This window comes from Streptoalloteichus tenebrarius, from assembly GCF_024171885.1.
Lineage (GTDB): Bacteria > Actinomycetota > Actinomycetes > Mycobacteriales > Pseudonocardiaceae > Streptoalloteichus > Streptoalloteichus tenebrarius.
This window is the reverse complement of the sequence record NZ_JAMTCP010000002.1, coordinates 1-13199: the sequence shown is the minus strand read 5'-3', so window position 1 is coordinate 13199 and position 13199 is coordinate 1. Positions and strand designations below refer to the sequence as shown.

Below are 13199 nucleotides of genomic sequence, written 5' to 3'. Positions count from 1 at the left end.
GGGCGTCGGGTGATCGGGCGTCCGGTGACCCCGGCCACGCCTACCCGGGAGTAGCCCGAACGGGGGCGGATTATCCGAATCGCCTTCACGTTTTCCGGCGCCCCGGGCTACCGTCGCCGAAGGGGTCCGGTGAGGAGGAGGCCGTGATGCCCGAGCACCCGTGTCGCGCGCTCCCGGCCCTGCTCACACTGGTCGGCGCGCTGCTGCTGGCCAGGACGGGCGAGCCCGCGGCCCTGCTCGCGGCGATCCCGCCGTTCCTCGTCGGGCGGGGCGTCGCCGACATCACCGGAGAACCAGCCGAGGCCGGCATGATGGGCTACGCCAGCCCCCGCCAGCGCACGAGCGGCATCCACCTTCGCCAGCGCTCCCGCGCCTTCGTCGTGGTCGACAGGGACAGCGGCCACCGGGTCGCGCTGGTCACGGTCGACCTGGCGATGGTCTTCACCGCGGTCCGCCAGGCGGTGCTGCGCCGACTGGCCCTGAGCCTGGGGAACCACTACGGCGACGCCAACGTGTTGATCACCGCGACGCACACGCACGCCGGGCCGGGCGGGTTCGCGCACGACACCCTCTACAACATCACCACGCTCGGCCACCTCCCCCGGACCTTCGCCGCGATCGTCGACGGCATCGCGGAGTCGGTCGAACGCGCCCACCGGGACCTCGCGCCCGGCACCGTGTCCCTGGCCAGGGGCGAGCTGCACGACGCCAGCGTCAACCGGTCGCGCCGCGCCTTCGAGCGCAACCCGGCGGAGGAGCGGGCGGTCTTCCCCTCCGGCGTCGACCCGACCACCACGCTGCTGCGCTTCGACCGGGACGACGGCCCGATCGGCGTGATCAACTGGTTCGCCACCCACAACACCAGCATGACCGTGGACAACACGCTGATCAGCGGCGACAACAAGGGGTACGCCGCGTACCACTGGGAACGCGAGGTGTCCGGTGTGGACTACCGCGACGGGCGGCCCGGGTTCGTCGCGGCCTTCGCCCAGACCAACGCCGGCGACGCCTCCCCCAACCTCAACCTGCGCCCGGGCAGCGGCCCGACCGAGGACGAGGTCGAGAACACCCGGATCATCGGGCTGCGCCAGTACGCGGCGGCCCGGCGGCTGTGGGACGGCCCGTGCGAGCCGCTGACCGGGGGCGTCGCCACCCGGCGGTCCAATGTGGACATGAGCCGGCTGCCGGTGCGCGCCGAGTTCACCGGCTCCGGCAGGGCCGAGCGCACCGGCGACGCCCTGCTGGGCGCCAGCTTCGCCGCCGGCAGCACCGAGGACGGCGGAGGAGGGCTCCCGATCTTCCGCGAGGGCGTGGACGCCAACCCGGTCGTGCGGGCGGTGAGCGAGGTGCTCTACCGGCTCGCGCCGACGCTGCGCCGCCGCCACGCGCCCAAGGACGTCCTGCTCCCTCCCGGCGTGCTCGGCTGGACGCCGAGGGTGCTGCCGCTGCATCTCGTGCGCGTCGGGTCCCTGCACCTGGTCGGCGTGCCGCACGAGGTCACGGCGGTGGCCGGGCTGCGGCTGCGGCGGACGGTGGCCCGGGAGCTGGGCGTGTCACCGCGCGACGTCCTGGTCGCCGGCTACGCCAACGCGTACGCGGGATACCTGACGACGCCGGAGGAGTACGACCAGCAGGACTACGAGGGCGGGCACACGATGTACGGCCGCTGGCAGCTCCCCGCCTACCAGCAGGAGTTCGCCCGGCTCGCCGCCGACCTGCGGGCGGGCCGGCCCAGCGCGCCGGGTCCGCGCCTGCCCGAGCGGTTCCGCGACCCGGTCCGGCTGCGGCCGGGCGTGGTGCTCGACGCTCCCCCGCCGGGCCGCCGGTTCGGGGACGTGGTCCGGGAACCGGCCGCGCGCTACGCCCCCGGGCACCGCGTGCTGGTCGTGTTCGTGGGCGCGCACCCCAACAACGACCTGCACCGGGGCGGCACCTACCTGGAGGTGCAGCGCCGCGAGGACGGGACGTGGCGCACGGTGGCCGACGACGGCGACTGGTCGACCCGCTTCCGGTGGTCGCGGTGGGGGCTCGCCGCGTCGCGGATCGAGGTGAGCTGGGACATTCCGCCAGGGACCCGTCCCGGTGAGTACCGCGTGACCTACCACGGCGACGCCCGTGACCTGTTCGGGCGGATCACGCCGTTCCGGGGCGTCAGCCGGACCTTCACCGTCTCCTGAGGCGCGGTTCGCCGGAGCCGCGCGGGTCCGGACGTGGCGCGAGGGACCCCGGTTCTCGCCGAAGCCCCTCGTTGATCACCAAGGATCCGGACACGAGCAGTGACCGTCTACCGACGAAAGTAGGACAGTGAACCGACTCAGGTAGGTATTGCCGCACCCATTTCGTTACTTACCGTCCTCACACCCGGTCGAGGGCACGGGACGGCGGGGCGAGGATCGGGTGAGGGCAGGTCCTCCCCCACCACCCGACCGGCCCGCCGCGCCCACTCTCCCGCGGCACGGCGGGCGGGCGCCGGGGCGCCGGCTATCCCGGCTCGCCCCGGCGCTTGCGGTGGACCACCCACCCGAAGTCCACGAGGCCGACCACCGCCAACACCACCAACACCCAGCCCAACCAGGCCAGGCCGGCGGCGAACGCCAACGCGGCGGCGCCGGCGCAGAACAGGACGCCGAACCCCGCCAGCCACAACCGCAACGTGAGCGCGCTCCTCGCCGGCGGCGCACCGCCGAACCGCGCGGTCGGGTCGTGGTAGTCGTACAGCCCCCGCTCGTACTCCTCCCGCGTGAGCTTGCGCTTGCTCCTCGCCATACCGACGGGATACCCGCCGGGAACACGCGGCGCACGTGTCCGACGGGTCGGGCACGCGGTGACCGGCGGGAGCCGGCCGGGCCACCCGTCGAGAGACGGTCGCTGTCCGGCTGAGGTGACTCTCAGCCTGAGGTGCCCCTCAGGCTGAGGCCGCTGTCAGGCGGTGGCGAGCGTGGCGGCCATCGCGATCAACGCGGCGCCGCACCCCCGCTCGAACAGCCGACGGGGCCGCGGCCGGGACAGCCAGCCGGTGAGCAGCCGCACCGAGGGCACGACCAACACCCAGAACAGGCCGAACAGCGCGATCACCGTCCCGCTCAGCACCATCGCCTGCGGCACCGGGTCCGCCCCGGGGTCCATGGCCTGCGGCACGATCGTGAGGAACAGCAGCATGACCTTGGGGTTGAGGACGTTGTTCGCCACGCCCCTGACGAAGGCGGCCCGCGGGGACCGGACAGTCACCGACGGAGCGGCCGGGCCGTCGGAGGACGCACCCCTGCCCGCCTTCACGATCGCGCTCGCACCCAGGTAGACCAGGTACGCCGCGCCCAGGACCTTGACCGCCACGAACGCCGTCGGCACCGCCACGAGCACCGCCGACAACCCGGCGGTCGCGGCCACGGCGTGCACGAGCAGGCCGCTGGTGCAGCCGGCGGCCGTCCACCACCCCGCCCGTCGGTCCACCACGGCGTTGCTGGTCACCAGCACGAAGTCGGGGCCGGGGACGACCAGGATCACCACGATCGCCGCCAGGAACGAGCCCCAGTGGATGTGCTCCCACACCACGTCGCGTTCCTCCCACCTCATGTCCCACGACGCGGGCAAGGATGCGGCACCGAACCGGCACAACGCGGCTTCCGCCGTATCGTGCACGGATATGAGCGAGTTCGTCGAACTGGATTCGGTCGACTGGCGCATCCTGGAGGAGTTGCAGAACGACGCGTCCATCCCGAACAAGGAGCTGGCCGCCCGGGTCGGCCTCGCCCCGTCGACCTGCCTGGACCGGGTCCGCCGGCTGCGGGAGAACGGCGTGATCACCGCCTACCGCGCGGAGATCGACCCGAGGGTCGTCGGGCTCGGGCTGGAGGCGATCGTCGCGGTGAACGTGCGCCCGCACTCGCGCGAGGTGGTCGACCCGTTCCGCACCTTCGTGCTGTCGCTGCCGGAGACCAGGGCGTTGTTCCACGTCAGCGGGCAGGCCGACTTCCTCATCCACATCGCGGTCGAGGACAGCCGCCACCTCCAGCGCTTCCTGGTGGACAAGGTGTCCAGCCGCCCCGAGGTCCGGAACCTGACCAGCTCGATCGTCCTGGAGCGCGTCCGCACCAGCGCCCTCACCATCCCCTCCGCCCGCCAGAACACACCCCGACGCCGACGGACCACCCGCTGACCCCGCCGCGACCCCCAAGCACGAACCCGAGCCTTCCGACGCACAGTCGACCCACCCCCGCGTACGCGGGTCACGGCGTGAGCGTTCCGCGGATACCGCGCTCAGGGACTCACCCCCGCGTGCGCGGAGATCACTCCTGGGCAGGTCGGGCTCAGCCCCGCATGCGCGGGGAACACATCGAGGACGGCGGCGAGCGCCTGTGCCAGGTGGACTCACCCACCCCGGCGTGCACGTAGACCACTCGAACCCACGACCTGACGGATTATGAGTGACCGGCTCACCGCGTGTGCGGAGATCACACCGTGCCCGGAGTCGCGGAGAGAAACGGCCTCGACTCACCCCCGCGTGCGCGGGGATCACTGCTGGTTGCGGCCGGTTTCCATATGACCGACCGACTCACCCCCGCGTGCGCGGGGATCACCTGAAGAGGAGGCGGACGAGCTTCAGCTCCCTAGACTCACCCCCGCGTGCGCGGGGATCACGGCATCCTCCGTGCGGCCGTACTCGACGCGATCGACTCACCCCCGCGTGCGCGGGAATCACAGACCGGCGAGTTCGTCACGGCGTTGGTGCAGCGACTCACCCCCGCGTGCGCGGGGATCACGCCGTCGCCCTCACGGACTCGGTGATCACGCCGGACTCACCCCCGCGTGCGCGGGAATCACTCGGCGAGTCCGAGGTTGTGCTCGTCTCGTAGCGACTCACCCCCGCGTGCGCGGGGATCACGTCACCCCGGTGCTCCACCGTGTCCTCCTGTTGGACTCACCCCCGCGTGCGCGGGGATCACGGGCTGAGGCGAGTGTTCGAGATCGGCCGGTCCGACTCACCCCCGCATGCGCGGGGATCACCCACAGCAGCCGCGCCGGTGGTGGCAGCAGCCGGACTCACCCCCGCGTGCGCGGGGATCACCAGTCCGTTGTCCGCGGTGGGTTCGGCGGGGAGGACTCACCCCCGCGTGCGCGGGGATCACGGCGGCGAAACCGATTTGGCGTTCCTGGACGTCGACTCACCCCCGCGTGCGCGGGGATCACCAGTCCGTTGTCCGCGGTGGGTTCGGCGGGGAGGACTCACCCCCGCGTGCGCGGGGATCACGGCGGCGAAACCGATTTGGCGTTCCTGGACGTCGACTCACCCCCGCGTGCGCGGGGATCACCCTTCGCGAGCTGGGCTAACAGGGGGCCGTTATCGATTCTTGACCTCCGGTTCGGGTGCACATGGTCAGCGGGTGACGGTGGGCGGGGCGGTACGGGCAAGGACGTCGACGGCGAGGTCGATCTCGGCGGGTGTGAGGTCGGCGCGGGCGGTGAGCCGAAGGCGGGAGAACCGGTCGGGCACCGACGGCGGGCGGAAGCAGCCGACGGCCACGCCTTCGGCCCGGCAGGCGGCCGCCCAGTCGACGGCGGCCTGGGGCGAGGGTGCCCGGACCGAGACCACGGCGGCCGATGGCTCGCTGGCGTCCAGCCCGGCCGAGCGCAGGCGGGCGGCCAACTCGCGCGCCACGGTCCTGGCCCGGTCCGGCAGCTCGGGGCGCTCCCGCACCAGTCGGAGCGCGGCCAGCGCGCCGGCGACGGCAGCGGGGGCCAGGCCGGTGTCGAAGATGAAGCTGCGGGCCGTGTCCACCAGGTGGTCGATGACCCGACGGGGGCCGAGCACCGCGCCGCCCTGCGAGCCCAGGGACTTCGACAGGGTCGTCGTCACCACCACGTCGGGCGCGCCGGCCAGGCCCGCGTCGGCGACCGAGCCGCGACCACCCTCGCCCACGACGCCCAGCCCGTGCGCGTCGTCCACCACCAGCCCGGCTCCGTGCTCCCTGGCGGCGGCGGCGATCTCCGGGAGCGGCGCGAGATCGCCGTCGACCGAGAACACGGCGTCGGTGACCACGAGGGCGCGCCGCCGGGTCCGCCCGGCCAGCGCCGCCCGCACCGCCGCCGGGTCGACGTGCGGCACCACCTCGGTCTCACCACGGGCGAGCCGGCAGCCGTCGATCAACGAGGCGTGGTTGAACGCGTCGGCGACGACGAGGGTGCCGGGTCCGCTGAGGGCGGCCAGCGCGCCGAGGTTGGCGGCCCAGCCCGAGGAGAACACCAGCGCGGCCTCCACCCCGCAGAACGCGGCCAGCTCGGCCTCCAGGTCCGCGTGCAGCTCGGTCGTGCCCGTGACCAGCCGTGATCCCGTCGCCCCCGCACCCCACCGCTGGGCGGCGTCGGCCGCCGCCGCGCACACCAGCGGGTGCCGGGCGAGGCCGAGGTAGTCGTTGGAGGCCAGGTCGAGCAGGCCGGTCGTGGCCGGGCGGGGGCGCAGCCGCCGGGTGAGCCCGGCGCGCGCCCTGGCCGCCGACCGCACGTCCACCCAGTCGAAGACGCTGGCGGGGTCGACGGGCGGCCTGGTCGCGGTCACGCCGGCAGTTTCGCATCCCGCGCCGGTCACACCGGCGTGGCGGGTGTCACGGTCGACGCCGCCGACGCCCGCGTTACGGTCCTGCCGTGCGGACCACGGAGCTGGCTGTCGACCTCTTCGGCGACGAGTACGTCCGCGACCCGTACCCCACGCTCCGCGCGCTGCGCGAGCAGGCGCCCGTCCACCACGACCCCGCGACCGGGTTGTGGCTGGTCAGCCGGCATGAGGACGTGCGCGCGGCGCTGCTCGACGCGGACACCTTCCACCCCGACAACGCGCTGACCGCCGTCACCCCCATCCCGATCCGGGCGCTGCGGGTGCTCGCCCGCGCCGGTTTCGCCCTGCCGCCCACACTGGCCAACAACGGCACCCCCACCCACCCGGGGTTGCGGCGGCTCGTCGCCCGGTTCTTCACCGCGCGCCGGGTCGCCGAGGCCACGCCGCTGATCGAGCGCCTCGCCGACGAGCACGTCGCGGTCGCCGAGGCCGAGCTGACCGCCACCGGCCGGGCCGACCTGGTCGCGGCCGTGGCCCGTGACCTGCCGTGCCGGCTGCTGCTGGCGATGCTCGGCCTGCCCCCCGTCGACGTGCCCACGCTCAAGGGGTGGAGCACGGCCTCGCTGGAGCTGTTCTGGGGCAACCCGGGGCCGGAGCGCCAGGTGGAGCTCGCGCACGCCGCCGGCGAGTTCCACCGCTGGCTCGCCGACCAGGTCCGCGCGGCCAGCCCGGACGGAGAGGACCTGTTCTCCGCGCTGGTGGCGCACCGCCGGCCCGACGGGGAGCCGCTCGACGTCGACGAGGCCGTCGGCGTCTGCTACTTCCTGCTGATCGCCGGGCAGGAGACCACGACCCAGTTGCTGTCCACCGCCCTGCGCCGGCTGGTCGCCCGGCCCGAGCTGTGGCGGAGGCTCCCGGAGGACCCCGGGCTGACCGCCGCCTGCGTCGAGGAGATCCTGCGGCACGAGCCGCCGCTGCCGACCTGGCGGCGGGTCACCTCCCAGCCCACCCGACTGGGGGGCGTGGACCTGCCGGCCGGCGCGCACCTGCTGCTGATGCTGGCCGGGGCCAACACCGACCCCGCCGCGTACTCCGAGCCGGAGCGGTTCTGCCCCGGCAGGGCGGAGGGCCGGCGCCACCTCGCGTTCGGGCTCGGCCGGCACCTGTGCCTGGGCGCCGAGCTGGCCAGGGCCGAGGCGGCGGTCGTGCTGCGCACCGCCGCCGCGCGCCTGCCCGACGTGCGGCTGGTCGAGGCCGACCCGCCGATGCTCGACCTGTTGTCCTTCCGCGCGCCGCTGCGCGTGCTCGTCACCCGGGACTGACCCGCGGAGCCGGACGGCGCACGCCTCCGCCGGCCGCGAGGCGGCACGCGGGACCCGCGGCGTGCTTCACACTGAATGCCGTGGTTGCGCTGCGGCGGGTGCTGGAATCGGTCGGGCCGCCGCTGGCCACGGTGCTGGTCGAGCCGGCGGACCTGGACGCCCCTGTCGGCGATCTGGTGATCGCCGAGCCGGACGCCGCCCCGGACGCCCATCCTGGCGACCTGGTGCTCGGGGTCGCGGTCACCGCCGTGGACCAGGCGGAACGCCTGGTCGGGCAGTGCGCCACCGCCGGGGCGCTCGTGCTCAAGGAGCCCGTGGCCGCCGACCCCTCGGTGCGCCGCGCCGCCGCCGACGCCGGCCTCGGCCTGCTGTCGGTCACCCGACGCGCCGCGTGGACCCAGGTGCTGTGGCTGCTGCGGTCGGTGCTCGACCTGGAGACCACGGCCGCGCCCGACCTGTCCGGCGGCGGCGAGTTCACCGACCTGTTCACGCTGGCCGACGCGATCGCCGCCGTGATCGACGCGCCGGTGACCATCGAGGACGCCGGCTCGCGCGTGCTGGCCTACTCCTCGCGCCAGGACAGGGCCGACCCGGCGCGCGTGGCCACGATCATCGGCCGCCGCGTCCCCGACGCCACCCTCCAGCAGTTCCGCCGGCGGGGCGTGCTGCGGGAGGTCGGCAAGGGCGCCGAGCCGGTGTTCGTGCCCAGCCTGGAGGACGGCACCCTCCCCCGGCTGATCATGCCGGTGAAGGTGGGGTCGGAGCTGCTCGGCTCGATCTGGGCGGTGGTGCCGGGGCCGGTGTCCGCCGAACGGGCCGCCGCGTTCGCTGACACCGCCGCCGTCGTCGCCCTGCACCTGCTGCGGCTGCGGGCCGGCACCGACGTGGAACGACGCCTCATGCGGGACCTGGTCGCCACCGTGCTGCACGGCTCGGGCGACGTGGCCTCGGCCGCCGCCCGGCTCGGGCTGCGCGCGGTCCCCCACCGCGTGGTGGCGTTCGGCCTGCGCAGGGCCGCCGACGGGGAGACCGCTCCGGAGCGGGCCGAGGCGTTGCGGCTGGCCCTGTGGGAGCGCCTGCGCTCGGCCAGCGGCCTTCCGGCGCGGACGCCGCTGGCGGAGGTCGGCGGCGCCGTCTACGCGGTGGTCGAGTGCGACCAGCCCACCGACGTCGTCCCCCGCTGGGAGTGGCTGTCGCGGGCGTTGGCCGAGCTGGCGCCGGGGGTGCAGGTGCTGGCCGGGATCAGCGCGCCGGCCACCGAGGTCGGCGACCTGGCCAGGGCCAGGGCGCAGGCCGACGAGGTGCACGCGTTGCTGCACTCCTCACCGGGGCTGGGCCGGTGGGCGCGGTTCGAGGAGGTGTGGGCGCGGCTGGTCGTGCGGCGCGTGGCCGGCTCGGACGCGTTGGCCGAGCTGCTGGAGTCCGGCCCGGTCCGGTTGCTCCGCGAGCACGACGCCGCGCACGGCACCCGGTACGTGGAGACCCTGGCGGCCTGGCTGACGCACGCCGGCGACCAGGCGGCGGTGGCGCGCCGCCTGCACGTGCACCGCAACACCCTGCGGTACCGGATGCGCCGCATCGCCGAGATCGCGCCGGCCCGGCTGGACGACCCCGACGTGCGGCTGGCGCTCCAGCTCCAGCTCGTCGCGCTGGGCGCGGGGCGTTGACCGGGTCCGGCCACCCCGCCCGCGCGCCCCTGACCGGCGAACCTGTGCAGCGTGCACGAATGCTTCCCGGCAGCTTGGTGCGGGCGCACCGATGACACCTGTTCGGAGCAGGCCCGACCATCGGCTACCAACAGCGTTGTTCGTTCGAGGAGTCCGTGATGAAGGTCGGCGTCCCCCGCGAAGTCAAGAACCACGAGTACCGGGTGGCCATCACCCCGGCCGGCGTACTGGAGTTCGTGCGCAACGGCCACGAGGTGTACGTCGAGCAGGGCGCCGGCCTGGGCTCGTCCATCACCGACGCGGAGTACACCGCGGCGGGCGCGAAGATCCTGCCGACCGCCGACGAGGTGTGGGCGACCGCCGACCTGATCCTCAAGGTCAAGGAGCCGATCGCCGAGGAGTACGGCCGGATGCGCGCCGGCCAGACCCTGTTCACCTACCTCCACCTCGCCGCGTCGCGCGAGTGCACCGACGCGCTGCTGGAGCGCAAGGTCACCGGCATCGCCTACGAGACCGTGCAGTTGCCCAACCGGGCGCTGCCGCTGCTCGCCCCGATGAGCGAGGTCGCCGGCCGGCTGGCGACCCAGGTCGGCGGCGAGACCCTGATGAAGTCCCGGGGCGGCCGGGGCGTGCTGCTCGGCGGCGTGCCCGGCGTCCACCCGGCCAAGGTCACCATCCTCGGCGCCGGCGTGTCCGGCATGAACGCCGCCTCGATCGCCGTGGGCATGGGCGCGGACGTGACCGTGCTGGACCTGTCCGTGGACAAGCTGCGGGCCGCCGACGCCCAGTACCACGGCCGGCTGCGCACCGTCGCGTCCAACGCCTTCGAGGTCGAGCAGGCCGTGCTGGAGGCCGACCTGGTGATCGGCGCCGTGCTGGTGCCGGGCGCCAAGGCCCCGAAGCTGGTGAGCAACGACCTGGTCAAGCGGATGAAGCCGGGCAGCGTGCTCGTCGACATCGCCATCGATCAGGGCGGCTGCTTCGAGGACTCGCGGCCCACCACGCACGCCGAGCCGACCTTCGCCGTGCACGACACCGTGTTCTACTGCGTCGCCAACATGCCGGGCGCCGTGCCGCGCACCTCGACCTTCGCGCTGACCAACGTCACCCTGCCCTACGCCATCGCCCTGGCGAACAAGGGCTGGCGGACCGCGCTGCGCGAGGACCAGGCGCTGGCTCTCGGCCTGAACACCCACGACGGCGTGGTCACCAACGCCGCGGTGGCCGAGGCGCACGACCTGCCGCTGACCACGATCGAGGACGTCCTCGCCGGCTGAGGTCCGTACCCGCGACGAGGGGCCGACGCCTTCGGGCGTCGGCCCCTCGCGGTGTCCGGGTCTCGCGGCGTTGGCCCTCTCGGCGTCGGCGCTCTTGACGTCGGATCTCGGGTTTCAGGGCCGCTGGCTCCGGGGGTCCGCCTGCCGCTCCGGGTCCCGCCGGGCGGGAACGTCGGCGTCAGCGTCCGCGCGTGGTCGGGGCAACGGCAGCCGCACCGGAAGCCGCCGGGGCGGCACGGTCAGGTACGGGTCACACAGCGCGGCCACCACGAGCAGGGGCGCCGACAGCGGCACGAGGATCGTCAGCGCCGCCGCCCTGGCAGCCGCGACGAAGACGTCCTTCGGGTAGAGCCGGACCCCACGTCCCATGGGCCGACGACGCAGGGGCACGGAGAGCAGCAACAACACGCCGACGACCACGGCGAACCCGAACCCGGCGTGCCGGGCGGCGACGGCGTAGCCGAGCGCGTCGGCCACCGTCAGCAGCACGAGCCAGCCCACGACGGCCGGGAGCACGCGCCGGCGGTGGGTCGCCGCCCACAACCCGCCCACGGCCCACGCGGCCGCGTCGACCACCGGACGCCGGTGCGGGGCCGCCAACCAGGCCCTGGCCTGGTCCAGCCAGTCGGCGGGCAGGTCAGCCCAGACCAGGCCGGCCCGCAGCACGCCGAGCGGGCTGCGACCCGCCCCCACCTGGTCGATCATCCAGCACGACCACAGGGCGGAGACCACGCCGGCCACGACGAGCTGCCACCGCGGGGCGGCCCGGCCGGCGCGGGCCAGCTCGACCCACTCCGACCAGCCCAGTCGCCCGGACCATCCCACGCGCCACCCCCCGGACCGCGTCCCGCCGGCCACCCCGGCCGTCGCCGTTCGCAGTCTGCCGACCACAGTACGGATCGGCAGGGCGATGACAGAGTGTCGACGGTTCCCGGGGCGCCGCGTCGCACGACGGGTGCCCCGAGGACCACCCTCGGGGCACCCGAGTAGGTGACAGGTTGTCGCCGGATCAGTGGCGGCGGCGCAGTCCCGCGCGGACCCGGGGCACCGCCAGCGCCACGCCGCCGCCGAGCAGCAGCAGCGCGCCCACCGGGATCAGCCACCCGCCGTCGAAGCCGGTCGACGCCAGGTTCCCGGCGTCGTCCCTCGGGGCGGGGGCGGCCTGCACGGTGGACGAGGAGGAGGGTGTCGACGGCGCCGACGGCGTCGCGATGGCGCTCCCGGCCGGCGCGGGCGGCAGGGCGTCCGTCGGCGTGACGCCCGGGTGCGGGGCCATGGTGCGCGGAGGCGCGGGGTTGGGCACCGCACCAGTGGGCGGTGGAGCGGCCGGCGTCGGGACGACCATGAGGGGTGTGGGGCGGGGGGTGGTGGGGGCGGTCCGCTGGGCACAGGCGAACCAGTGGCTGATCTGGGCCGGCTTGCCGCTGGGGTTGACCGGCGCGTGCAGGCCGCGCCACGGCAGGGGGCCCAGCGCCGAGGGCAGGTAGCTGTTGTAGGCCGGCCCGCCCTTGACGACGACGCCGGTCACCGTGAGCCCCTCGGGCAGGCCGGTGACGTCGAGGGTGGCGCGGGACTCGTCCACGGTGTGCGCGAGGTCCACCAGTTCGCCGGCCAGGCTCACGTCGGAGCACTTGACGGCGTTGCCGGGCGAGGCGACGGCGCGGGGGTCGCCGGAGGCGGGGGGGTTCTCCGGCGCGGCCGCGGCAGCGCCGGGCGGCGCCAGCGCGACGAGCACGAGACCGGCCGCGGTCAGGGCGCGGCCGAGAGCGGACAGCACGGGGCGGTGCCGCATGCGACGAACTCCTGGGGTCGGGGGAGGGGGATCCGGGGGGATCTCGGGAAGCGTCCAACCCGCTAATGAGTCACGTCGCCGAAGGATTCGGCCGGTGATCTGTTCGTTGCCGCTTCGTTAGTTCGGATGGCGCACGCCGCCCGACCACCGAGGGGCGTGGTCGGGCGGCGTGTCGAACGCGGTGTGTCGGGTGTTCGCCGAGGAGGGACGGGCCGGCGACGGCGGTCAGGAGGCCGCCTGTGCCGCCTGCTCGCCCTGGGCCTGCTCGCCCTGGGCCTGTTCACCCTGGGTCTGTCCGGCCTCGGCGGCCTCCGGCGCGTCGGCCGGTTTCCTGCCCAGGCGCTCGGCGAGTTTGTCCACGATCGCGTCGGCCTGCTTGGCGTTGTCGTCGCCCAGCACCTCGCGGATCACCGCAGCGATGTCGGGCTTGAGCGCCTCGGCGACGGCCTTCGGGTCCACCGCCCGCATCTCGGCCACCAGCCGGCCGATGCTCTTGCCGCCGGACAGGGCGTAGGCGTCGCCCAGGACGGCGTTGGACTCCACGGCCTTGGCCTGCGTCTCGGCCGCGATCTTCTCGGTCTGCCGCAGGTA

Annotated in this window: 11 protein-coding genes and 1 CRISPR repeat array; of the genes, 5 read left to right on the top strand and 6 right to left on the bottom strand. The window is 74.5% G+C overall.

Going from position 1 to position 13199, the window contains the following annotated elements:
- The first annotated feature begins 146 nt into the window (after positions 1-146).
- Positions 147-2177, top strand: a complete 2031-nt coding sequence (locus LX15_RS01815) for a neutral/alkaline ceramidase (protein ID WP_253667672.1) — start codon at positions 147-149, stop codon at positions 2175-2177.
- Positions 2178-2481: 304 nt separating this feature from the next.
- Here the strand turns inward: LX15_RS01815 and LX15_RS01810 are convergent, their stop codons facing one another.
- Positions 2482-2766, bottom strand: coding sequence for a DUF6343 family protein (locus tag LX15_RS01810; RefSeq protein ID WP_253667671.1), 285 nt, complete (start codon positions 2764-2766; stop codon positions 2482-2484).
- Positions 2767-2922: 156 nt separating this feature from the next.
- Positions 2923-3552 carry a LysE family translocator gene (locus LX15_RS01805; protein ID WP_253667670.1) on the bottom strand — a complete coding sequence of 210 codons (630 nt, stop codon included), beginning with the start codon at positions 3550-3552 and terminating at the stop codon, positions 2923-2925.
- A 91-nt stretch (positions 3553-3643) separates the two neighbouring features.
- Here LX15_RS01805 and LX15_RS01800 point away from each other — a divergent pair, with 91 nt between their 5' ends.
- Positions 3644-4156 (top strand): Lrp/AsnC family transcriptional regulator, encoded by a 513-nt coding sequence (locus LX15_RS01800; protein WP_253667669.1) that lies wholly within the window; start codon positions 3644-3646, stop codon positions 4154-4156.
- Between the two features lie 332 nt (positions 4157-4488).
- Positions 4489-5309: direct repeats of the CRISPR family, unit length 28 nt; unit sequence GACTCACCCCCGCGTGCGCGGGGATCAC.
- A 65-nt stretch (positions 5310-5374) separates the two neighbouring features.
- On the opposite strand, the gene LX15_RS01795 is transcribed toward LX15_RS01800, so the two are convergent.
- Positions 5375-6553 (bottom strand): 8-amino-7-oxononanoate synthase, encoded by a 1179-nt coding sequence (locus LX15_RS01795; RefSeq protein ID WP_253667668.1) that lies wholly within the window; start codon positions 6551-6553, stop codon positions 5375-5377.
- Between the two features lie 86 nt (positions 6554-6639).
- On the opposite strand from LX15_RS01795, the gene LX15_RS32930 reads away from it, so the two are divergent.
- The 3 genes from LX15_RS32930 (at position 6640) to ald (ending at position 10816) form a co-directional block, all read left to right on the top strand.
- A complete protein-coding gene (locus LX15_RS32930) occupies positions 6640-7872 on the top strand; it encodes a cytochrome P450 (RefSeq protein ID WP_253667667.1) in 1233 nt (410 codons plus the stop codon).
- A gap of 80 nt (positions 7873-7952) precedes the next feature.
- On the top strand, positions 7953-9539 hold the full coding sequence (locus LX15_RS01785) for a PucR family transcriptional regulator (RefSeq protein ID WP_253667666.1): 1587 nt from the start codon (positions 7953-7955) through the stop codon (positions 9537-9539).
- 158 nt (positions 9540-9697) lie between these two features.
- Positions 9698-10816: an alanine dehydrogenase gene (gene ald / locus LX15_RS01780; protein WP_253667665.1), complete on the top strand. Its 1119-nt coding sequence runs from the start codon at positions 9698-9700 to the stop codon at positions 10814-10816.
- Positions 10817-10930: 114 nt separating this feature from the next.
- Here ald and LX15_RS01775 read toward each other — a convergent pair whose 3' ends face one another.
- The 3 genes from LX15_RS01775 to LX15_RS01765 all read right to left on the bottom strand — a co-directional run.
- Positions 10931-11641, bottom strand: a complete 711-nt coding sequence (locus LX15_RS01775) for a hypothetical protein (protein WP_253667664.1) — start codon at positions 11639-11641, stop codon at positions 10931-10933.
- A gap of 184 nt (positions 11642-11825) precedes the next feature.
- Positions 11826-12608, bottom strand: coding sequence for a hypothetical protein (locus LX15_RS01770; protein WP_253668020.1), 783 nt, complete (start codon positions 12606-12608; stop codon positions 11826-11828).
- A gap of 225 nt (positions 12609-12833) precedes the next feature.
- Positions 12834-13199 (bottom strand): hypothetical protein (locus LX15_RS01765; RefSeq protein ID WP_253667663.1); only part of this gene is annotated, 366 nt, incomplete at its 5' end.

Coding starts and splice junctions, on each gene's coding strand:
- LX15_RS01815 (WP_253667672.1), top strand. CDS start 147: ATGCCCGAGCACCCGTGTCGCGCGCTCCCGGCCCTGCTCACACTGGTC.
- LX15_RS01810 (WP_253667671.1), bottom strand. CDS start 2,766: ATGGCGAGGAGCAAGCGCAAGCTCACGCGGGAGGAGTACGAGCGGGGG.
- LX15_RS01800 (WP_253667669.1), top strand. CDS start 3,644: ATGAGCGAGTTCGTCGAACTGGATTCGGTCGACTGGCGCATCCTGGAG.
- ald (WP_253667665.1), top strand. CDS start 9,698: ATGAAGGTCGGCGTCCCCCGCGAAGTCAAGAACCACGAGTACCGGGTG.
- LX15_RS01770 (WP_253668020.1), bottom strand. CDS start 12,608: ATGCGGCACCGCCCCGTGCTGTCCGCTCTCGGCCGCGCCCTGACCGCG.